This window comes from Rathayibacter sp. YIM 133350, from assembly GCF_037404875.1.
Classification (GTDB): Bacteria; Actinomycetota; Actinomycetes; order Actinomycetales; family Microbacteriaceae; genus Orlajensenia.
Map to the genome: position 1 here is coordinate 12,610 of NZ_JBBELO010000013.1, position 20,313 is coordinate 32,922.

The following is a 20,313-nucleotide window of genomic DNA, read 5'->3' on the forward strand; positions in this document are numbered from 1 at the left end:
ATGCCCGAGAAACGCGGATCCGCGCGTCGGTGCTCGTCTCTGTCCGCGAGAGCGCAGATTCAGTGGGTCGCCACCGCCCGACACCGTCAGTTTCTGCGGATTGGGGGAATGACCACCCACCTTTTCCGCGGATTGGGGGAATGGTCACCCACCTCTTCTGCGGTCTGGATGCGGCCGGGCTCGAGAACGCAGATTCCGCGGGTCGGTGCCGGTTCCTGTCCGCGAGTACGCACATTCGGTGGGTCGCCATCGCCCGACACCGTCAGTTTCTGCGGGGTGGGCGAATGGTCACCCACCTTTTCTGCGGGTTGGATGCTGGATGCTCGAGAACGCAGATTTGGCGGGTCGGTACCGGGCTCTGCTCTGCCGTCGAGAACGCAGATTCGGTGGGTCGCCGCCGCTCCACACCCGCAGTTTCTGCGGGTTCAGCGAACAGTGACCCACGCTTTCTGCGGTCTGGATGCGGCCGGGGCTCGAAAACGGAGATTCCGGGGGCCTGCGGAGACCCCTCGACACCCTCCTTGCCTGTGCGGTCTCGGCGACGGGCACCGGCCATCCCTGCTCGATGACTGCCGAAGTGCCCGTTGGACGCCACCGACCGAATCTGCGGCATCCACGCGCCATATCACTCCCTCACAGGGCCCGAAGGCCGCACGGTGTTCCCCAGTGCCCGGGTCGTCCGGTTTACGGGGCCGCGGGCGGGCGCATCCTCGAACCATGACCCGACGTCGTGAGCTGCCTGCCGACCTCCGTGAGCGCCCGTTCACAGCCGCGGAAGCGAGGGCGGCCGGGGTGAGTACCTCGCGGTTGCGTGCTGTCGATCTCGACCGGCCCTTTCACGGCGTGCGGTCGGCGGTTCCTGTTACGAGCGCCTTCGAGCGCGCTCAGGCGCTCGCCCGGACACTGCCGTCCGGAGCATTCTTCAGCCATGCGACTGCCGCAGCGATCTACGGTGCGCCTCTTCCTCGGCAACTCGAGGAGGGACCAGTACACGTCAGTGCCTGCGCGGGAGATCGAGCGTCGAAACGGCAGGGAGTCATCTGGCACGAGACCGATCAGCAACCGGATGTCTGGTATCACCGCGGCCTGCCCGTTGCTCCGCCACCGCTGGCCTTCTGCCAACTCGCCTCACTCACCATGATCGGCAGCCTGGTGGCGGTCGGCGATTTCTTCGTGACCCGTGAGGAGCCCGTCGGCGGCTCCGCGGCGGTTTGCTCGATCGGCGACCTCGTCGAGGCGGTCGATCGTTGGGAACGGCGGAGGGGAGCGCGACGGGCTCGCGAGGCGGTGGCTTACGTACGCCGTGGAGCTCTCTCCAGACCAGAGTCGAGTTTGCGCGTCGGCCTCGTCATGGCCGGTCTTCCGGAGCCGGAGATCAACCATCTTGTCTGGCATGGAGTGCAGCGCCGCAACTTCATGGTCGACCTCGCCTGGCCTCGATTCAAGATCGCCCTCGAGTACGAGGGGGACTATCACCGAACCGAGCGCGACAGATTCGAGTCCGACATCCTGCGCCGGGAGTACCTGGCGGAACTCGGCTGGCAGGTCATTCGAGTCACAGCCCACGATCTGGGCGAAGGATGGAACGACTTCCTGCGGCGCGTGCACGTGCACATCGCGCGGGCGAGCGCCGCCGAGCGGTTCTGAACCGAGGGCGGGCGTGCCGAGTCCGCAGGTTTGGACGGTGCTCGCGCCTGGTGACACACTGAATCTGCGGGCCGGATGAAATCGGGGCTGCTGACGGCGGCGCACGTGCCGACTCCGCAGAGTTGAACAGTGCTCGCGCCTGGTGACCCACCGAATCTGCGGGGTGGATGCGGTCACCCACCAAACCTGCGGGTTGGATGCGGCGACCCACCATTTCTGCGGGGCGGATGCGGTGACCCACCAAATGTGCGGGGTGGACAGCTGCTGAGGCGGCGCCCGTGGCCGAGTCCGCAGAGTTGGACGGTGCCCCGCGCTGGTGACCCACCGAATCTGCGGGTTGGATGCGGCGGCTCCTCATTTCTGCGAATTGAATGCGGTGACCCACTACTTCTGCGGGTTGAATGCGGCGACCCACCTAATGTGCGGGTTCGATGCTGTTACCCACCGAATCTGCGGGGTGGACGGCTGCTGAAGAGGGACGCGTGCCGAGGCCGCAGAGTTGGACAGTGCTCGCGCTTGGCGACCCACCGATTCTGCGGGGTCGGTGCGGGCGACCCACCGAATCTGCGGGGTCGACAGCTGCGTCACCCACCGAATCTGCGGGGTGGATGCGGCGTGCGGCCCACACCGCGCAGGGAGGAGTGCGCCGCGCCCGGGTAGGGTTGCATGCGTATGGCACACCTGCTCGGCGGCGAGAAGCTGCACCTTGAGTACCCCACCCGCGTCGTCTTCGACAGCGTCACCGTCGGATTGAACGAGGGCGACCGCGTCGGCGTCGTCGGGCGCAATGGCGACGGCAAGTCGACGCTGCTGCGCCTGCTCGCGGGCCGCATCCAGCCCGACGGCGGGCGAGTGACGCGTCGACGGGACGTTCGCCTCGGCATGCTCGACCAGGCCGACACCGTCGACGTCGACCTCACCGTGGCCCAGGCTGTTGTCGGCGGCATCGAGGAGCACGTCTGGGCGGCCGACGCGAAGGTGCGCGACGTGATCGCCGGCCTGCTCGCCGATGTGCCGTGGGATGCCGTGATCAGCACTCTCTCGGGCGGCCAGCGGCGCCGGGTCGGCCTCGCGGCGCTGCTCGTCGGCGACCACGACGTGATCTTCCTCGACGAGCCCACGAACCACCTCGATGTCGAGGGAATCGCCTGGCTCGCTGGTCACCTCAAGAAGCGCTGGGCAAGCGATGCCGGCGGCCTCATCGTCGTGACTCACGACCGCTGGTTCCTCGACGAGGTGTGCACCGCCACCTGGGAGGTGCACGACCGCATCATCGAACCCTTCGAGGGGGGCTACGCCGCGTACATCCTGCAGCGCGTGGAGCGCGACCGCATGGCGGCGGCGAGTGAGTCCAAGCGCCAGAACCTCATGCGCAAGGAGCTGGCCTGGCTGCGCCGCGGCGCTCCCGCGCGCACGAGCAAGCCGCGGTTCCGCATCGAGGCGGCGAACCAGCTCATCGAGAACGAGCCGCCCGTGCGGAACCCCGTCGAGCTGAAGCAGATGGCGACCGCCCGGCTCGGAAAGGACGTCGTCGACCTGCTCGACGCCTCCGTCGCCTTCGGCGAGAAGGTCGTGCTGCGCGACGTCGAGTGGCGCATCGCTCCTGGCGAGCGCACCGGCATCCTCGGCGTCAACGGCGCAGGCAAGTCGACCCTGCTCGGCCTCGTCACCGGAACCGTCACGCCGACGGGCGGTCGCGTCAAACGGGGAACCACCGTGCGGATCGCCAGCCTCACCCAGCAGCTCGACGAACTGAAGGACGTGCAGGACGAGCGCGTCTCGACCATCATCGGACGCCAGAAATCCAGTTACACCGTCGGCAGCGGAAGCTCGGCCGCCGAGCTGACCCCCGGCCAACTGCTGGAGCGTCTCGGGTTCACGAGCGCGCAGCTCTCCACCCCGGTGCGCGACCTCTCCGGCGGGCAGAAGCGCCGGTTGCAGCTGCTGCTCATCCTGCTGAACGAGCCGAACGTGCTGATCCTCGACGAGCCGACCAACGACCTCGACACCGACATGCTCGCGGCCATCGAAGACCTGCTCGACTCCTGGCCAGGCACCCTGCTCGTCGTCAGCCACGACCGCTACCTCATCGAGCGGGTGACCGACCAGCAGTACGCGGTGCTCGAGGGCCACCTGCGTCATCTCCCCGGCGGCATCGACGAGTACCTCGCCCTGCGTCGCCGGCAGACGGATGCGGGCGCCGGCGGCGCCGCCTCTGCCCCTGCGGCCGCGGCCCCGGCGGGCGCCGGCTCGCCCGTCGCATCCGGTGCCCTCGCCCTCGGCGGAGCCGAGCGCCGCGCGCTCGAGAAGGAGCTCTCGGCCATCGATCGCAAGCTCGTGAAGACCCAGGCCGAGATCGGCCGCGCCCACGACCGGCTCGCCGAGCACGACCAGAGCGACTACGCCGGCATCGCGGCCCTCTCCGATGGCCTCCGCGACCTCGAGGCCTCCGTCGCCGACCTCGAGACCCGGTGGCTCGAGCTCAGCGAGCAGCTCGAGTCCTGACGCGCCCGCGACCGCGGGCGCGGCGCTGCCCCTAGGCTCGCATCGTGCCGAATCACGCCGACGCCGAGAGCCCCCGCGAGCGCTATCGCCGCATCCTCACGCAGGGCGACGACACCGAACGCACCGTCTTCTTCAGCGACGCCGTGATGGCGATCGCGATGACGCTCCTCGTGCTCGAGATCCACATTCCCGAGGTGAAGGACGCCGAGATCGGGCGGGCCCTGCTCGAGGAGCTGCCGGTCTTCGGCGCGTACGTTCTCAGCTTCGGAATCATCGGCCTGCACTGGATCAACCACAACCGCAAGTTCCGCGTGATCCGGCACTACGACGCGGGCCTGCAGTGGATCAACCTCGCCTTCCTCTTCTTCGTGGCCCTGCTCCCGGTGATCACGAGCGCGCTCGTCACGAACGGCGCCGCGGTCATCGTCGTGCTGTACGCCGTCAACGTGGCCGCGCTCAGCCTGCTGCAGTTCTGGATGTGGTCCTACGCCTGGCGGAAGGGCTTCATCGACGAGGTGGTCGACGACGAGGTCTACCTCGTGAGCCGCCGCCAGCAGCTGACGACTCCGGCCGTCTTCCTGCTCTCGGTGCCCATCGCGCTCTTCATCGACCCGACCGTGGCCATGCTGTTCTGGATCATCCTGCTGCCGGTCGGGGTCGTGGCGCGGATGCTGCCGCTCAGCGCACACGCGCCGCGCCGAGGGACTGCGGTGTACACGAGCCGCGAGGACTGACGGCCGGTCGGTGTCGCCTCAGTCGAAGTCGAGGCTGAGCTTGCGCAGCAGCGCGGCCAGCCGCTCCTGATCCGCCGTGCCGAGAACGTCGAGGAGCTCGGACTCCGCGGCGATGAGACCCGTGATGGCCGCATCCACCCGCTCCAGTCCCGACGCGGTCATGACGACGAGGACCCCCCGGCCGTCGTGCGGGTCGGTCTGGCGCTGAACGAGCCCGCGCTGAACGAGCCGGTCGATGCGGTTCGTCATGGTTCCGCTCGAGACGAGCGTCTGCTGCAGCAGCTGCTTGGGGGAGAGCTGGTAGGGAGCGCCCGCTCGCCGCAGCGCGGAGAGCACGTCGAACTCCCAGGACTCCAGGCGGGCGTGCGAGAAGGCGCTGCGGCGCTCGCGGTCGAGGTGCTTCGCCAGGCGGCCGACGCGGGAGAGCACCTGGAGAGGAGCGAAGTCGAGGTCGGGTCGCTCCCGCTGCCATGCGGCGACGATGCGATCGACCTCGTCATTCCCTGCCATGCCCTCATTATCTCGGCATCGAGACACTTCGGCTCGCACGCCGCACGGATGCGGCCCGCCGGCCGTCCGATCGGGCGGGTGTTCTCTGGCAGACTGGAGGACGCGCACGGCCCCGGTCGAGCGTGGTCCGCCGTGGTGTAATGGCAGCACGACAGCCTTTGGAGCTGTTAAGTCTAGGTTCGAGTCCTGGCGGCGGAGCTCGCCGGTCCCGCTCAGGCGGGTCTCGACGGCGCGACGGAGGAGAACTGATGACCGACGCCAACCTCGCCATCATCGTGCTGGCCGCCGGCCAGGGCACCCGCATGAAGTCGGCGACGCCGAAGATCCTGCACTCTCTCGCGGGGGTGCCGATCGTCTCGCACGTGCTCGCCACTGCGCGGGCACTGGAGGCCGCCCACGTCGTCACCGTGGTGCGCCACGAGCGCGATCGGGTCGCAGAGGTCGTCGCCGGTGACATGCCCGATGGCGTGATCGTCGACCAGGACGAGGTGCCCGGCACAGGCCGCGCCGTCGAGCTGGCGGTCGAGGCGCTCCCGCACGACTTCGCCGGCGACGTGCTCGTGGTCAACGGCGACGTTCCCCTGCTGGATGCCGCGACGCTGTCGGCCTTCATCGCCGAGCACCGAGCGGGCGCAGCCGCAGCATCCGTCATGTCGTTCGAGCCCGCCGACGTGACCGGCTACGGACGCATCGTGCGCTCCGACGACGGATCGCTGGACCGCATCGTGGAGCAGAAGGATGCCACCGAGCTCGAGCGGGCCATCCGCGAGGCCAATGCCGGCATCTACGTCTTCGGTGCGGGTGCCCTGCGCGACCAGCTCGCGGCACTCAGCCTCGACAACGCCCAGGGCGAGAAGTACCTCACCGACGTCATCGGCCTGCTGCGTCGCGCCGGCAGTGAGGTCAGCGCGGTTCCCGTCGACCGGCCGTGGCTCGTGGCCGGCATCAACGACCGCGCCCAGCTCGCCGAGACGGCGGCGACGCTCAACGCGCTCATCGTGCGCGGCTGGCAGCTCTCCGGGGTGAGCATCGAAGACCCCGCCACGACCTGGATCGACCTGAAGGTGCGGCTCGAGCCCGACGTGACCATCAAGCCCGGCACGCAGCTGCTGGGCGCCACGGTCGTCGAGACCGGCGCGAGCATCGGTCCCGACACGACCCTGCTGGACTGCGAGGTCGGCGCCGGCGCCACCGTCAAGCGCACGGATGCGACGCTCGCCGTGGTCGGGGAGAACGCATCCGTCGGGCCGTTCGCCTACCTGCGTCCCGGCACGAGCCTCGGTGCCGACGGCAAGATCGGCACCTTCGTCGAGACGAAGAACGCGCAGATCGGTCGCGGAAGCAAGGTGCCGCATCTCTCCTACGTGGGAGACGCGACCGTCGGTGAAGGGGCGAACGTGGGAGCGGGCACGATCGTCGCGAACTACGACGGAGTCAAGAAGCACCGCACCGAGGTCGGCTCGCACGTGCGCACCGGGGCGCACAACGTCTTCGTCGCCCCCGTTAGGATTGGTGACGGAGCGTACACCGGGGCAGGAACGGTCGTCCGCAAGGATGTTCCGGCAGGAGCCCTGGCCATCACGGTCGCGCAGCAGCGCAACCTCGAGGGCTGGGTTTCCGGCCATCGCCCCGGCACCGCAGCCGATGAGGCTGCGCAGCGATCCACCACGACCGACGAGTGACGCCACGCACCACAGCGCACGAGCAGAGCGGAGACCGAGTGTCCGGAATCAAGATGACGGGCCAGAAGCGCCTCGTGCTGGTATCGGGGCGCGCGCATCCGCAGCTGGCTCGCGACATCGCGACCGAACTCGGCAGTGAACTCGTGCCGACGGATGCGCGCACGTTCGCCAACGGCGAGCTCTACGCGCGGTACGACGAGAGCGTGCGCGGCGCGGATGCCTTCGTCATCCAGTCGCACACCGCGCCGATCAACGAGTGGCTCATGGAGCAGCTGATCATGGTCGACGCCCTCAAGCGGGCGTCGGCCAAGCGCATCACCGTGGTGGCGCCCTTCTACCCCTACGCCCGGCAGGACAAGAAGGGCCGTGGGCGTGAGCCGATCTCGGCCCGCCTGGTGGCCGACCTGTTCAAGGCCGCCGGCGCCGATCGCATCATGTCGATCGACCTGCACGCCGCCCAGATCCAGGGCTTCTTCGACGGACCCGTCGACCACCTCTTCGCCATGCCGGTGCTGCTCGAGCACTTCCGGGCGCGCCTGGACCCCGAGACCCTCACGGTCGTCTCGCCCGACATGGGCCGCGTACGCGTGGCCGACATCTGGAGCGACAAGCTGGGCGTGCCGCTCGCGATCATCCACAAGCGCCGCGATCCGCTGGTTCCCAACCAGGTCTCGGTGCACGAGATCGTCGGCGACGTGAAGGGTCGCGTGTGCCTGCTCGTCGATGACCTCATCGACACCGGCCGCACCATCGTCAAGGCGGCCGAGGCGCTCAAGAAGGCCGGCGCACTGGGTGTCGTCGTGGCGGCAACCCACGCCGTCTTCAGCCCGCCCGCGGTCGAGATCCTTCAGAACGAGGCGATCGACTCGGTCGTGGTCACCGACACGCTCCCCCTCCCCGAGGCGAAGCGCTTCCCGACACTGACGATCCTGCCGATCGCTCCCGTTCTCGCCCGCGCCATCCGCGAGGTCTTCGAGGACGGCTCGGTCACGAGCATGTTCGACGGCGCCGCCTGAGCGATCACCAGGCGTCGGCGGGCGCGCGCATGACGGGAACGGGCGTGTACGCCCAGTGCGACCCGTTGGCGTAGTGGCTTCCCGCCCACGGTGAGGCCCAGATGGCCTGTTCGATCGAGGCGGTGGGCGCCGATGAGGCGAAGCCGGCCGCGATCTGCGTGTAGCCGGAGTTGCGGTGCAGGGCGTCGGCGCAGTTCTCCGCAGCCGTGACGAGGGAGTCGTAGCTGCCCAGTCCGCTGCCCCCGCCGGAGCCCCAGCCGTTGTTGAGCGGGTTGTTGCGGTTCCACCAGTCGTCGGTGCCGTTCTCCTGCCGCATCCAGCGGGTGAAGACGGTGATGTTGCTCTCTGAGGTCGGCCAGCCGGCGAAGGTCATGACAAGGCGGGCCCAGTCGTAGTTCGTGCCGCCGGCGATGAGCGTCTGCGCGCCGGTCGTTGCACTGTAGCCGTCTCGCTCCACCACGGTGGCGGCGGCACCGCCCTGAACGGTGATGGTCTGCGCGGGGCCGGCGTGCCTGGCCGCGACCACGACCTGCGCCTGGGTCGGCGGCGCGAGCGGGGCGATCGCCAAGGCGGCGCCGAGTCCGACCACGGCGAGCGCGGCGGGCAGTGCCAGCCGGTTCCGGACGCCGGCGCGCGTGGAGGCGGCACGCACCGCCCGCGATCGGCTGCGCTCCCGCCGGGCAGCACGGCCGTCACGGCGCTGCGGGGCGGCGCTGTGGCGGTGGCTGCTGTGGCGGTGGCGTTCGTTCGTCATGGGATGCGGTGTCGTCGTCGTGCTCGCGCGTGCAAGAGGCAGGGTAGCAGGCGCGGCTGGGCGCTTCGCCGGGCGGCGTAGGGTGGAGGCCGTGACGATCACGACCAAGCGCCCCTGGCTCGCCAGCTACGCCGCCGGAGTTCCCGCCGACATCGACGCACCGCAGGATTCCCTCTACCGGCTCGTGACCGCATCCGTCGCGGCCTACCCCGACAACGTCGCGCTCGAGTTCTTCGGCCGCGCGACGACCTACGCGCAGCTCGGTGCCGATATCGAGCGTGCCGCCGAGGGACTGCGCAGGCTCGGCGTGAAGAAGGGCGACCCCGTCGCGCTCGTTCTGCCCAACTGCCCCCAGCACATCGTGGCGTTCTACGCCGTGCTGCGCCTCGGGGCGATCGTGATCGAGCACAACCCGCTGTACACGCCGCGCGAGCTGCGCCACCAGTTCGAAGACCACGGCGCCCGCGTGGTCATCGCGTGGGACAACGTGGTCGCGACCGTGCAGGACTTCCCCGAAGACATCGCGGCCCGAGCGATCGTCTCGGTAGACCCGTCGCGCGCCATGCCGTTCACGACGCGTGCGGCGCTGCGGATGCCGGTGGCCAAGGCGCGGCAGTCGCGGGCGGCGCTCACCACGACGGTGCGCGGAACCACCACGTGGGAGAAGCTGCTGAAGGCGCCGCCGGTCGTGGCATCCGTCGAGGAACCGCAGGTGGGCGACGTGGCCCTCATCCAGTACACCAGCGGCACGACGGGCGTTCCGAAGGGCGCGACCCTCACCCATGCCAACCTCGTGGCCAACGCGGCTCAAGCCCGTGCCTGGGTGCCGCAGATCGAACGTGGAACCGCGGTCGTCTACGCCGTGCTGCCGATGTTCCACGCCTACGGGCTCACGCTCTGCCTCACCTTCGCGATGAGCATGGGTGCACGGCTCGTGCTCTTCCCGAAGCCCGACCCCGACCTCATCCTCAAGGTCGTGCAGAAGCGGCCGGCCACCTTCCTTCCAGCCGTGCCGCCCATCTACGAGCGGCTGACGAAGGCCGCCGCCGAGAAGAACGTTTCGCTCGCCGGCATCGAGATCGCCATCTCGGGCGCGATGCCGCTGTCTGCGGCGGTCGTCGAGCCGTGGGAGGAGCGCACCGGCGGCTACCTCGTCGAGGGCTACGGCCTCTCCGAGTGCTCGCCGGTGCTGATGGCGAATCCGGTGGCGCCGAATCGTCGAGCCGGCACCGTCGGGCTTCCGCTGCCGAGCACCGAGGTGCGCATCGTGCGTCCCGAGACGCCGACCGAGGAGGTCGAGCCCGGCGCGGAGGGCGAGTTGCTCGTGCGCGGTCCGCAGGTCTTCTCGGGCTACTGGAAGAAGCCGGCCGAGAGCGCAGCGGTCTTCGTCGCGGATGCCGAGGGGGGCGACCCCTGGTTCCGCACCGGCGACATCGTGTCCCTCGACGAAGACGGCTTCGTGCGCATCGTCGACCGCATCAAGGAACTCATCATCACCGGCGGCTTCAACGTCGCACCGAGCGAGGTCGAGGAGGCGGTGGCCGAGCATCCGGATGTCGCGGACGTCGCCGTGGTCGGCCTGCCCGACCCGCACAGCGGCGAGAAGGTCGTCGCCGTCGTCGTGCTGAACCCCGGCGCGCGCCTCGACGAGGCGGGCATACGCGCCTTCGCCCGGGAGCGGCTGACCCCCTACAAGGTGCCCAAGCGCATCGTGGCCGTCGATGAACTGCCGAAGTCGCTCATCGGCAAGGTGCAGCGCCGCGAGGTGCGCAGCCGGCTGCTCGCCGAGGCATCGTAGGACGCCCGGCTCACGACGGCAACGGCCTGACACCGGCGCCCCCGGCGGCGCAGTGTTGCACCATGGCACGCATCGCATCCGAAGACCTCGTCGAGCGCCTCATCGACTGGGGCGTCGACACCGTCTACGGGCTCCCCGGCGACGGCATCAACGGCATCATGGAGGCATTGCGACGGCACAGCGACCGCATCCGCTTCGTGCTCGTGCACCACGAGGAAGCCGCCGCCTTCATGGCAACGGCCCATGCGAAGGCCACGGGAAAGCTGGGGGTATGCCTGGCCACGAGCGGGCCCGGCGGCATCCACCTGCTGAACGGGCTCTACGACGCCAAGCTCGACCACCAGCCGGTGCTCGCCATCACCGGCCTGCAGGAGACGAGCGTGCTCGGCAGCGGCTACCAGCAGGAGGTCGCCCTCGATCAGCTGTTCGCCGACGTGAGCGAGTACAACCTCGTCGTGTCGAATCCCGCGCAGCTGCCGGGCGTCGTCGACCTCGCCATCCGCACGGCCTATGTGCGCCGGGGAGTCGCCCACCTCACCATCCCGAACGACGTGCAGGTGGCGGATGCCGGCGAAGAGCCCTATCGCAACGTCGGCCAGTCGGAGCCGCCCGTCTCCTCCGTCACCGTCGCGCGTGCGGGCGCACCGCGGGCCGAAGACGTGGCCAAGGCCGCCGAGGTGCTGCAGGCCGCGGAGCGTCCCGCCATCCTCGCGGGCGTGGGAGCGCTGCACGCCCAGCCGGAACTGCTGCGCCTGGCCGAAGCGCTCAAGGCGCCGGTGATCACGACACTGCCGGGCAAGGCCGCCATTCCGGGGGACTCGGAGTATGCCGTCGGCGGCATCGGCCTGCTAGGCACGCGGCCAGGGGAAGACCTGATCGACGACTGCGACGTGCTGCTCATGGTGGGCACCAACTTCCCGTACACGAAGTACCTGCCCTCGCCCGAGAAGGTGAAGGTCGTGCAGCTGGATGCCGATCCGCTGCGGATCGCCGGCCGCCTGCCCGTCGAGGTGGGCATCGTCGCCGACGCGGCGGAGGGCATCCGGGCCCTGCTCGAGCTGTTGCCGGTGCGCACGGATACCGCGCACCTCGAGAAGTACCAGACCGCGATGGCCGGCTGGCGCAAGGACATGGCGGCGCTCGCCGACGCCGACCGCGACCCCATCGCCCCGCAGTACGCGATGGCGCTCGTGGACGAACTGGCCGACGATGACGCGATCCTCGCGTGCGACTCCGGCACCATCGCGACCTGGGCGGCGCGGTACTGGACCATCCGGGCGGAGCGCGAGTTCTATCTCTCGGGCACCCTCGCGAGCATGGCCTGCGGCCTTCCGTACGCGAACGCCATCCAGCTCGCCCATCCCGGACGACAGGTGATCTCGCTCATCGGCGACGGCGGCTTCGCGATGCTCATGGCCGAGTTCCGCACGGCGGCCCGCTACGGGCTGCCGATCACCGTGATCGTGAACAACAACAACTCGCTCGGTCAGATCCTCTGGGAGCAGATGGTGCTCGGCTTCCCCGAGAACGGCGTGCGCTTCGGCGAGCCCGAAGGCGACTTCGCCGCCTGGGCGCAGGCGGTCGGCGGTTTCGGCGAACGGGTGACGGATGCGTCCCGCCTTCCCCAGGCCATCGCGGCGGCGCTCGCCTTCGACGGCCCTGCCCTCGTCGATGTCGTGGTGAACCCCGACGAGCCGCCCCTGCCGGCCAAGATCGGCTACGAGCAGGCGAAGGAGTTCGCGATGGCCTTCCTGCGCGGACAGCCGCGCAAGGCGGCCATCGCGACGACGCTGTTCAAGGACAGGATCTCGCAGCTGAAGGCGTAGCCGGTGGGGCTCAGGTGGCGACGCCGCCACGGGGGATGCGGGGAGCCGCCGGAATGATCCCGAGTGGGCCGAGGTGCGTGCTCACCCCGCTCGTGGACACCGAGTAGCACTGCCATCCCGGCCCGCCGGTGCCCCACAGCTCGAACGGCGCGTCAGAGCCGCCGGCATCGGGCTTGAGATAGGCGGCGTAGACCGCGCACGCCCGATTCGCGGTCGACTGAGCCACACTCCACGTGAACAGCACGCCGGGAGCGACCAGCGCGACGATGCCGACCCAGACGACCGCGCGCAGCATGCGGCTTCGGCGCGCGCTGAACAGCGGAGCGTCGTCGTCCTCCGCTCCGTGCAGTTCGGGATGCGTCGTCATCGCAGCGACACTACCCCGCGAGAAGAATGGATGCGACGCCCGCGACGGCAGCGACCATCGCGATGCCGGTGGTGAAGAGAACGGCCGTGCCGTCCACCGCCACCCGTCCGGCTTCCGCCAGGGCGCGGGCGCGTCGCACGCCGATCGCGATCTCGGCCGCCGCCGCGACGATGAGTCCGGCGCCGATGACCGTGAAGACCGGGAGATCGTGCACGATACCCGACCGCACGACGAGCACCGCGTTCAGCACGAGGGCGAGCGCGGTGCGCGTCCAGGCGAGCCGGGTGCGTTCGGGCTGCAACCCGGGATCGCGAGCGGGCGCGGCATCCGTCACGGGAAGACCATGAGCACGGCGATGACCGCCGATACGAGCAGCAGCGCTCCCGACAGGAGAGGGATCATGATTCCGAAGGGCAGGGCAGCGCCGGTGCGGATGGCGATCTCGTTGCCTCGCCACCGGGTGTAGGCGACGGCCGCGAGCGCCGCGGCGACGACCCCGAGCACGGTCGAGAGCGCGACGATGAGGGGGCGCGGACCCAGGGTGCTGACGAACTGATGCATCAGCACTCCGCCGGCGAGCAGGGAGAGCGAGGTTCTGATCCAGGCCAGGAAGGTGCGCTCGTTGGCCAGGGTGAACCGGTAGTCGGGTTCTTCGCCGACGTCGCGCCAGGAGGGTTGCCGCATGGTGACATTGTCTCGGATGCCGGCGGGGAAGGGAGAAACCCGCGCACGCTATTCTTCGGGCGTGCATCCGTTGGTCCGCCGTCTCGGCCCCCTCTCTGCCATGGCCATCGGCCTCTCGGCGATGATCGGCGGGGGAGTGTTCTACGTCTGGTCTCCCGCGGCGCGCGCAGCGGGCCCGTGGCTGCTCCTCGCGCTCGTTATCGCGGCGATCGTCGCGACCCTCAACGCGCTGAGCACCGCCCAGCTCGCGATGGCCTATCCCGTGGCCGGTGGCGCGTACACCTTCGCCCGCTCGACCCTGTCGGAGGCCTGGGGCTTCGCGGCGGGTGTGCTCTTCCTGCTCGGCAAGACGGCGTCGGCGGCCGCCATCGCCGTCATCGTCGGCGGCTACCTGTGGCCGGGTCACGCCCGGCTCATCGCGGTGGCCGCGGTGCTCGTTCTCGTGACCGTGAACGTGCTCGGCATCCGCTCGACCGCGCGGGTGTCGTTCGTCGTGACCGGCCTCGTGATCGCGGTGCTCCTCTGCCTGCTCGTCGCGGTGGCCGTCGCGGGCTCCGGCTGCGGTGCGCATGCGCTCGAGGCTCCGGATGCCGCCTCGCCGCTCGGCGTCGTGCAGGCGGCGGGGCTGATCTTCTTCTCGTTCGCGGGCTATGCCCGCATCGCCACCCTCGCCGAAGAGGTGCGGGTGCCGCGGCGCACCATTCCGCGGGCGATCATCGGCGCACTCTCGATCACGCTCGTGCTCTACACCGCCGTCGCTGCCGCCTGCCTGCTCGTGCTCGGCCCGGCATCCCTCGCCAAATCGGCCTCCCCGGTCGCCGCGCTCGCCTCGGACGCGCTCGGGGGTGACGGCTGGACGATCCTCGTCGCCGTGACGGCCGCGGTCGCCGGATGCGGATCGCTGCTCGGCGTGCTCGCCGGGCTCAGCCGCACCGCCCTCGCGATGGCCCGCGACCGCGAGTTGCCGACGGTGCTCGGCCGCATCAGCGCCCGCACCCACGCTCCGGTCATCGCCGAGTGCGTGATCGGCGCGCTCGCCCTGCTCGGCGCCCTCCTGCTGGACCCCCAGGTGCTGGTGGGGTTCTCGGCGACCACCGTGCTCGGCTACTACCTCATCGCGCACGTGGCGGCATCCCGCCAACGCGGCGCGGATCGCTGGCTGCCGCGTTGGCTGCCGTGGCTGGGTGCCGCGGGTTGCGCCGTGCTCGCCCTCACCCTGCCGTGGCCGGGCGTGCTCGCCGCGGTTCTCGCCCTCGGCGCAGCGTTCGCGGCGAGAGCGGTGCGCCGCCGCAGCGGCCGGCCTCAGTGACCGGAGCCGGCAGCCTCGATCTCGCTGCGATCGCCCGACCAGAGGGTGTGGAAGGTGCCCTCCTTGTCGACGCGCTTGTAGGTGTGCGCGCCGAAGAAGTCGCGCTGGCCCTGCACGAGCGCTGCGGGCAACCGGTCGGCGCGCAGGCCGTCGTAGTACGACAGGCTCGACGAGAACGCCGGGGCGGGGATGCCGCCGCGGGCTGCGGTCGCCACCACCCGGCGCCAGGCCTCCTGCGTGCGGCCGAGGGCCTCGGCGAAGTACGGCGCCGCGGCGAGCAGGGTGAGGGCGTTGTCGTCGGCGTACGCCTCGGTGATGCGGTTGAGGAAGCGGGCGCGGATGATGCAGCCGCCCCGCCAGATGGCGGCGATGTCGCCCTTCTTGATGTCCCAGTCGTACTGCTCGGCGCCGGCGACGATCTCATCGAACCCCTGCGAGTAGGCGATGATCTTCGAGGCGTAGAGCGCGTCGCGCACGTCGTCGATGAAGGCGTCGGGGTCATCGACGGTCCACGCCTCCGACGGGCCGGGGAGATCGGTGGCCGCGGCCCGCTGGGCGGGCTTGGAGGACAGCGAGCGCGCGAAGACGGCCTCGGCGATGCCCGAGACCGGGATGCCGAGATCCAGTGCGGTCTGCACCGTCCACGCTCCCGTGCCCTTGGCTCCGGCGGCATCGAGGATGACGTCGACGAGCGGCTTTCCCGTCTCGGCATCCACCTGGCGCAGCACCTCGGCGGTGATCTCGATGAGGTAGCTCTCGAGCTCTCCCGTGTTCCACTCGGCGAAGACGTCGGCGATCTCGGCCGGCGACTTGCCGGTGCCGCGGCGGATGAGGTCGTACGCCTCGCCGATCAGCTGCATGTCGGCGTACTCGATGCCGTTGTGCACCATCTTGACGAAGTGGCCCGCCCCGTCGTGCCCGACGTGGGTCACGCAGGGCTCGCCCTCGGCGACGGCGGCGATGGACTTCAGGATCGGGCCGAGGGTCACCCACGACTCGTCGCTGCCGCCGGGCATGATCGAGGGCCCGTTCAGCGCGCCCTCCTCGCCGCCCGAGATGCCGGCGCCGACGAAGTTGATGCCGGTCTCGCGCACGGCCTTCTCGCGACGGATGGTGTCGGTGAACAGGGCGTTGCCGCCGTCGACGATGATGTCGCCCGGCTCGAAGACCTCGGTCAGGGCGTCGATCACGGCGTCGGTGCCCTTTCCGGCCTGCACCATGATGATCGCCGCACGGGGCTTGGTCAGGGAGGCGGCGAACTCCTCGTACGAGCTCGCGGCGACGAATGCGGCCTCGGGGTGCTCGTCGAGAAGCGTCTGCGTCTTCTCGTGCGAACGATTGAAGATCGCGACGGTGTTGCCCTCGCGGCTGGCGAGGTTGCGCGCCAGGTTGGAGCCCATCACCGCGAGTCCGACGACACCGATGTTCGCCACTGCCTCTGTCATTGCCTACCCCTTCGTCAACGTACGTAGCCTCAGCCTATGGCGTGGGCTTCGGGGCGTCGGCTGGCGATTTCATCCGAGGCGGAATGTGGCGCGCGGGATGCCGTCCACGAGTCGGTGCGCCAGGGACACGGCATCATCCTCTGTGATCTGGTGCGTGGCCACGAGCGACGCGAGGTAGGCGGCATCCGTTCTGCGTGAGACGTCGTGGCGGGCGGGGATGGAGCAGAAGGCCCGGGTGTCGTCGATGAATCCGCTGGTCTTGGAGAAGCCGGCACTGTCGGTCACCGCTTGCCGGTACCGGGTGATGCCGGACGGGCTGTCGAGGAACCACCACGGCGCTCCCGCGTACACACTGGGATAGAAGCCGGCCAGGGGGGCGATCTCGCGACTGAAGGTGGTCTCGTCGACGGTGAAGAGCACCAGTCGGAAGGTGGGATCGGTGCCGAAGTCGCGCAGGATCGGGGCCAGCGGACGCGTGAAGGCGCCGACATCGGGCAGGTCGTGGCCGGTGTCGGGTCCGTAGGCCGCGAGGGTCGGTTGGTGGTGGTTGCGGATGACGCCCGGATGCAACTGCATCACGAGTCCGTCTTCACTCGACATCTCGGCGAGCCGGTAGAGCAGGTTGCGACGATAGGCCACGGCGTCGTCGGGGCTCACCGAACCCGCGAGCCCCGCGGCATGGATGCGCTCGGCGTCCGCGACCGCGAGAGGCTCGCTGCCGGCGTCCAGAACGCCGGTGTCCGTCGCCGTCGCGCCGGCCTCGGCGAACGCGGCTCGCCGGGCGCGCAGTGCCGAGAGCAGCCCCGCGTAGGTGCCGGTGTCGGTGTCGCTCACGGTTGCGAGTCGGCTGAGGTATTCCGGCCACGTGGATTCCGCCGGGTTCATGTAGCGGTCCGCCCGGAAGGTGGGCAGCACGCGCCCGCTGAAGCTCGGATCATCGCGGAGCGCTCGGTGTGCCGACAGGTCGTCGGCAGGATCGTCGGTCGTGGCCAGCACGGCGATGCCGAACCGGTCGAACAGTGCGCGAGGGCGGAAGGAATCGCGGGCGAGCGCATCCGCCAGCTGGTCGTAGAGCTCGTCGGCGTTCTCGGTGCTGGGCTGCTCCGTGATGCCGAACACCTCGCTGAGCTCGGACTCGAACCAGAACCGCACCGGGGTGCCGAGAAAGACGTCCCAGTGCTCGCAGAGCTTTCGCCAGACCGCCCGACCGCCCGCGGTCGGTGCGGCTCCGTTCCTGCCGACCCCGAGCTCGTCCAGGGGAACGCCGACGGCGTGCAGGAGGCGCAGCACGTAGTGATCGGGAGTGATGAGCAGCGCGGCCGGATCGGGGAACGGCTCGTCGTCGAGGAGCATCCTCACCGGCACGTGGCCGTGCGGAGAGTAGATCGGCGAGTGCCGGACCTCGTCGTACAGCCTCCGCGCGATGGAGCGCTGGGAGGGCTCGGCAGGCAGGAGGCGATCCGGATGTGGATTGAGCGCTGTCATTGTCGCCTTTCTTCCGTCGGCGCCGGGCCGGTCGAGGATCGGATCGTGAGGTGCGTCGGCAGCGTGGCGGCCCGGCGCGGCATCGGCATCGAGCCGCCGTCGAGGCGCGCCAGCAGTATCGAGACCGCCGTGCGGCCGGCCTGTTCGATGGGCGCGGTGAGAGTGGTCAGCGGCGGGTTGCAGAAGTCCGCGCCGAAGATGTCGTCGCATCCGACGATCGAGATGTCGCCGGGAACGCTCACGCCCCGTTCCTTGAGTCGCATGAGCATGCCGATGGCGAGCAGGTCGTTGAAGGCGATGCAGGCGGTGACGCCCGCATTGACGACGGCGTCGGCGGCGGCGGCGCCCGCCGTCTTCTTCGGCGCGAACGGCCCGATACGTGTCGGCGTGATGCCGTGACGCTCGGCGGCGCGCAGCAGCGCGCGCCAGCGGCCCTCGTTGGGCCAGGACGTCTCCGGCCCGGAGACGTACGCGATGCGCCGGTGTCCGAGCGAGACCAGGTGCTCCAGTGCCTGCTCGATGCCGGCGGGCGTATCGATGTAGACGCTCGGCACCCCGGAGGTCTGACGGTTGACGGCCACGAGAGGGATCTGCGCGGACAGCGCGGTGAGCCGGCGATCCGTCAGACGCGATGCCGCCAGGATGGCGCCGTCGAAGGAGCGCCGCAGGCGGTGCAGCATGCCGTCCTCGAGTTCGTCGCTCTCCTCCGTGTCGACGAGGATCTGCGTGTACCCGGCCGCCTTGAGCTGTTGCTGCGTTCCCCGGATGATGCCGAAGTAGAACGGGTTGGTCACGTCGGCGACGAGCACGGCGACCGCCCGCGTCTTTCCCGAGGTGAGCGCGCGCGCCGGACCGTTGGCGACGTACTGCAGCTCGGATGCCGCCTGCTCGATGCGCTGCCGGGTCGCGGCATTGACGCGCGACGGATTCGTCAGGGCGCGGGAGACCGTCGAGGTGGCCACGCCGGTGGCCGCCGCGATGTCGGCGAGCGTCGCCGGACGGCTCGGCCTCGCCGCGTCGAGAGGTTCCATGCGGCTCAGTAGAGCACACGGTGGCAAATTATGGCAAACGATTGCAGCCCGATTGCCAGCGTGCCTAGAGTTCGAGCAATCGCCGCGGCACGGTCGCCGGCGAACCGAGAGTCATCCCTCGTGACAGTCACACTCAAAGGAGAGTCAGATGAAACCACGCCATGCCCTCGGGACCTTGGCAGGTCTCGCCATCGTCGGTCTCGCGCTCCAAGGGTGCTCCGCGGCGACGCCGTCGAGTCCCACGAAGAGCGCCGCCGAGAAGATCGACGGAACCGGAAAGACCATCAACGTCATGGTCGCGGCCAACGGTCTCTACCCCGAACAGCAGAAGACCTGGTTCACGGAGGTGAGCGACCAGTTCGAGAAGGAGACCGGCGCGAAGGTCGCGTTCGAGACGTTCGCGTCCGCCAACGACGAGCTCACCAAGATCCAGACCTCGGTGCTCTCGGGCCAGGGCCCGGATGTCTACAGCCTCGGCACGACCTTCACGCCGACGGCCTATTCGACCGGCGCGTTCGTCGAGCTCACCGACAAGGAGTGGGGCGAGGTGGGCGGCAAGGACCGATTCGTCGCATCCACGCTCGGCATCTCGGGGCCCGATTCCGACCACGAGGTGGGAATCCCGTTCGCCAGCCGCCCGTTCGTGATGGCCTACAACACCGAGCTCCTCGAGGCCGCGGGCATCAGCAAGCCGCCGACCACGTGGGACGACCTCACCGCCGACGCGAAGAAGCTCACCACTGGAGACGTGCACGGGCTCGCCATCGGGTACGCCGACGGATTCGACCCGTGGAAGTTCATCTGGGGCATGTCCATCCAGGCCGGCAACCCCATCCTCAACCTCGACAAGGGCAAGGCCCAGATCGACGTCGACTCGACCGAGAAGGCCTATCAGACCTACTTCGACTGGTACGCGAAGGACAAGGTGGTCGATCCCGCTGCGCTCGGGTGGAAGAACGCGCAGGCGGTGGCCGCGTTCGCCGACGGCAAGGCGGCCTTCGTGCCGATGGTCTCGGCAACCTCGCGCGTGACGCTCGACAAGTCGCCCGTCGCAGGAAAGTACGCCTACGCGCTCATGCCGACCATCCCGCCGGGCGAGAAGAGCACGCCGAAGGGCGGCAAGCCGGCGTCGAGCATCATCTCGGGCGACAACATGGTCGTCGCCAAGTACTCGCAGAACCAGGACCTCGCCTTCGCCCTCATCAAGATGCTCACGAGCCAGGAGAACCAGACCAGTTACTACAACACGTTCGGTGACCTGCCGACCAACGCGGACGCCGCGAAGGCGGTGCAGGAGGGCGACGAGCTGCTGAAGCCGGTGCTCGAGTCCTCGTCGAAGGCGGTCGGCACGCCGTTCTCGGGAGCATGGGGCGACACCCAGCTCGCCCTCACGAACGTCGTCGTGCAGTCGCTGCCGGCGCTGCAGGGCGGCGGAGTGGGTTCATCCGACCTCGAGGCGGCGCTGCAGACGGCCCAGTCCAGCGCGCAGGCCTCCCTCGACAAGGCGAAGTAGCCGGCCG

General features: G+C 69.6%; 17 protein-coding genes and 1 tRNA gene. 10 read left to right on the forward strand and 8 right to left on the reverse strand.

Features of this window, described 5'->3' with window-relative positions; translation table 11 throughout:
* The first annotated feature begins 792 nt into the window (after positions 1–792).
* From WDJ51_RS03005 to WDJ51_RS03015, 3 genes are all read left to right on the forward strand, one after another.
* Positions 793–1,647: an endonuclease domain-containing protein gene (locus WDJ51_RS03005; RefSeq protein WP_337850951.1), complete on the forward strand. Its 855-nt coding sequence runs from the start codon at positions 793–795 to the stop codon at positions 1,645–1,647.
* 672 nt (positions 1,648–2,319) lie between these two features.
* Positions 2,320–4,152: an ABC-F family ATP-binding cassette domain-containing protein gene (locus WDJ51_RS03010; RefSeq protein ID WP_337850952.1), complete on the forward strand. Its 1,833-nt coding sequence runs from the start codon at positions 2,320–2,322 to the stop codon at positions 4,150–4,152.
* A 44-nt stretch (positions 4,153–4,196) separates the two neighbouring features.
* Complete coding sequence (locus WDJ51_RS03015) at positions 4,197–4,886, forward strand: TMEM175 family protein (RefSeq protein WP_337850953.1); 690 nt, start codon at positions 4,197–4,199, stop codon at positions 4,884–4,886.
* A gap of 18 nt (positions 4,887–4,904) precedes the next feature.
* On the opposite strand, the gene WDJ51_RS03020 is transcribed toward WDJ51_RS03015, so the two are convergent.
* Complete coding sequence (locus tag WDJ51_RS03020; RefSeq protein WP_337850954.1) at positions 4,905–5,396, reverse strand: MarR family winged helix-turn-helix transcriptional regulator; 492 nt, start codon at positions 5,394–5,396, stop codon at positions 4,905–4,907.
* Between the two features lie 126 nt (positions 5,397–5,522).
* Here WDJ51_RS03020 and WDJ51_RS03025 point away from each other — a divergent pair.
* From WDJ51_RS03025 to WDJ51_RS03035, 3 genes are all read left to right on the forward strand, one after another.
* A tRNA-Gln gene (locus WDJ51_RS03025) sits at positions 5,523–5,594 on the forward strand.
* A 50-nt stretch (positions 5,595–5,644) separates the two neighbouring features.
* Positions 5,645–7,078 carry a bifunctional UDP-N-acetylglucosamine diphosphorylase/glucosamine-1-phosphate N-acetyltransferase GlmU gene (gene glmU, locus WDJ51_RS03030; RefSeq protein WP_337850955.1) on the forward strand — a complete coding sequence of 478 codons (1,434 nt, stop codon included), beginning with the start codon at positions 5,645–5,647 and terminating at the stop codon, positions 7,076–7,078.
* Positions 7,079–7,116: 38 nt separating this feature from the next.
* A complete protein-coding gene (locus WDJ51_RS03035) occupies positions 7,117–8,094 on the forward strand; it encodes a ribose-phosphate diphosphokinase (RefSeq protein WP_337850956.1) in 978 nt (325 codons plus the stop codon).
* A gap of 4 nt (positions 8,095–8,098) precedes the next feature.
* Here WDJ51_RS03035 and WDJ51_RS03040 read toward each other — a convergent pair whose 3' ends face one another.
* The gene (locus WDJ51_RS03040) at positions 8,099–8,848 is read right to left on the reverse strand and encodes a hypothetical protein (protein ID WP_337850957.1); all 750 of its coding nucleotides are present in this window, start codon (positions 8,846–8,848) and stop codon (positions 8,099–8,101) included.
* A gap of 91 nt (positions 8,849–8,939) precedes the next feature.
* Here WDJ51_RS03040 and WDJ51_RS03045 point away from each other — a divergent pair, with 91 nt between their 5' ends.
* Together WDJ51_RS03045 and WDJ51_RS03050 are read left to right on the forward strand one after the other, a co-directional pair.
* Positions 8,940–10,646, forward strand: a complete 1,707-nt coding sequence (locus WDJ51_RS03045) for a long-chain-fatty-acid--CoA ligase (RefSeq protein ID WP_337850958.1) — start codon at positions 8,940–8,942, stop codon at positions 10,644–10,646.
* Positions 10,647–10,708: 62 nt separating this feature from the next.
* Positions 10,709–12,472 carry a thiamine pyrophosphate-dependent enzyme gene (locus WDJ51_RS03050; RefSeq protein WP_337850959.1) on the forward strand — a complete coding sequence of 588 codons (1,764 nt, stop codon included), beginning with the start codon at positions 10,709–10,711 and terminating at the stop codon, positions 12,470–12,472.
* Between the two features lie 10 nt (positions 12,473–12,482).
* Here WDJ51_RS03050 and WDJ51_RS03055 read toward each other — a convergent pair whose 3' ends face one another.
* From WDJ51_RS03055 to WDJ51_RS03065, 3 genes are read right to left on the reverse strand one after another with little or no spacing between them, the layout of a single operon-like run.
* Positions 12,483–12,839 (reverse strand): hypothetical protein, encoded by a 357-nt coding sequence (locus WDJ51_RS03055; protein ID WP_337850960.1) that lies wholly within the window; start codon positions 12,837–12,839, stop codon positions 12,483–12,485.
* 10 nt (positions 12,840–12,849) lie between these two features.
* Positions 12,850–13,173, reverse strand: a complete 324-nt coding sequence (locus WDJ51_RS03060) for a DUF202 domain-containing protein (protein ID WP_337850961.1) — start codon at positions 13,171–13,173, stop codon at positions 12,850–12,852.
* A complete protein-coding gene (locus WDJ51_RS03065; protein WP_337850962.1) occupies positions 13,170–13,523 on the reverse strand; it encodes a YidH family protein in 354 nt (117 codons plus the stop codon). Before WDJ51_RS03065 ends, WDJ51_RS03060 begins: the two co-directional genes overlap by 4 nt.
* 61 nt (positions 13,524–13,584) lie before the next feature.
* Here WDJ51_RS03065 and WDJ51_RS03070 point away from each other — a divergent pair, with 61 nt between their 5' ends.
* Positions 13,585–14,832 carry an APC family permease gene (locus WDJ51_RS03070; RefSeq protein ID WP_337850963.1) on the forward strand — a complete coding sequence of 416 codons (1,248 nt, stop codon included), beginning with the start codon at positions 13,585–13,587 and terminating at the stop codon, positions 14,830–14,832.
* Here the strand turns inward: WDJ51_RS03070 and gndA are convergent.
* From gndA to WDJ51_RS03085, 3 genes are all read right to left on the reverse strand, one after another.
* Positions 14,826–16,277, reverse strand: a complete 1,452-nt coding sequence (gene gndA / locus WDJ51_RS03075) for an NADP-dependent phosphogluconate dehydrogenase (protein WP_337850964.1) — start codon at positions 16,275–16,277, stop codon at positions 14,826–14,828. The two genes, WDJ51_RS03070 and gndA, sit on opposite strands and share 7 nt — an antisense overlap.
* Positions 16,278–16,346: 69 nt before the next feature.
* Positions 16,347–17,762 carry a glucuronate isomerase gene (gene uxaC / locus WDJ51_RS03080; protein ID WP_337850965.1) on the reverse strand — a complete coding sequence of 472 codons (1,416 nt, stop codon included), beginning with the start codon at positions 17,760–17,762 and terminating at the stop codon, positions 16,347–16,349.
* Complete coding sequence (locus tag WDJ51_RS03085) at positions 17,759–18,793, reverse strand: LacI family DNA-binding transcriptional regulator (protein WP_337850966.1); 1,035 nt, start codon at positions 18,791–18,793, stop codon at positions 17,759–17,761. The genes uxaC and WDJ51_RS03085 overlap by 4 nt, the downstream gene beginning before the upstream one ends.
* Before the next feature lie 148 nt (positions 18,794–18,941).
* Here WDJ51_RS03085 and WDJ51_RS03090 point away from each other — a divergent pair, with 148 nt between their 5' ends.
* Positions 18,942–20,306, forward strand: coding sequence for a sugar ABC transporter substrate-binding protein (locus WDJ51_RS03090; protein WP_337850967.1), 1,365 nt, complete (start codon positions 18,942–18,944; stop codon positions 20,304–20,306).
* Positions 20,307–20,313: the final 7 nt, after the last annotated feature.

Excerpts from the sequence above, each read along its gene's own strand:
- WDJ51_RS03065 (WP_337850962.1), bottom strand. The coding sequence starts at position 13,523 with ATGCGGCAACCCTCCTGGCGCGACGTCGGCGAAGAACCCGACTACCGG.
- gndA (WP_337850964.1), bottom strand. The coding sequence starts at position 16,277 with ATGACAGAGGCAGTGGCGAACATCGGTGTCGTCGGACTCGCGGTGATG.
- WDJ51_RS03050 (WP_337850959.1), top strand. The coding sequence starts at position 10,709 with ATGGCACGCATCGCATCCGAAGACCTCGTCGAGCGCCTCATCGACTGG.
- WDJ51_RS03040 (WP_337850957.1), bottom strand. The coding sequence starts at position 8,848 with ATGACGAACGAACGCCACCGCCACAGCAGCCACCGCCACAGCGCCGCC.
- glmU (WP_337850955.1), top strand. The coding sequence starts at position 5,645 with ATGACCGACGCCAACCTCGCCATCATCGTGCTGGCCGCCGGCCAGGGC.
- WDJ51_RS03010 (WP_337850952.1), top strand. The coding sequence starts at position 2,320 with ATGGCACACCTGCTCGGCGGCGAGAAGCTGCACCTTGAGTACCCCACC.
- uxaC (WP_337850965.1), bottom strand. The coding sequence starts at position 17,762 with ATGACAGCGCTCAATCCACATCCGGATCGCCTCCTGCCTGCCGAGCCC.
- WDJ51_RS03055 (WP_337850960.1), bottom strand. The coding sequence starts at position 12,839 with ATGACGACGCATCCCGAACTGCACGGAGCGGAGGACGACGACGCTCCG.
- WDJ51_RS03020 (WP_337850954.1), bottom strand. The coding sequence starts at position 5,396 with ATGGCAGGGAATGACGAGGTCGATCGCATCGTCGCCGCATGGCAGCGG.
- WDJ51_RS03090 (WP_337850967.1), top strand. The coding sequence starts at position 18,942 with ATGAAACCACGCCATGCCCTCGGGACCTTGGCAGGTCTCGCCATCGTC.
- WDJ51_RS03085 (WP_337850966.1), bottom strand. The coding sequence starts at position 18,793 with ATGGAACCTCTCGACGCGGCGAGGCCGAGCCGTCCGGCGACGCTCGCC.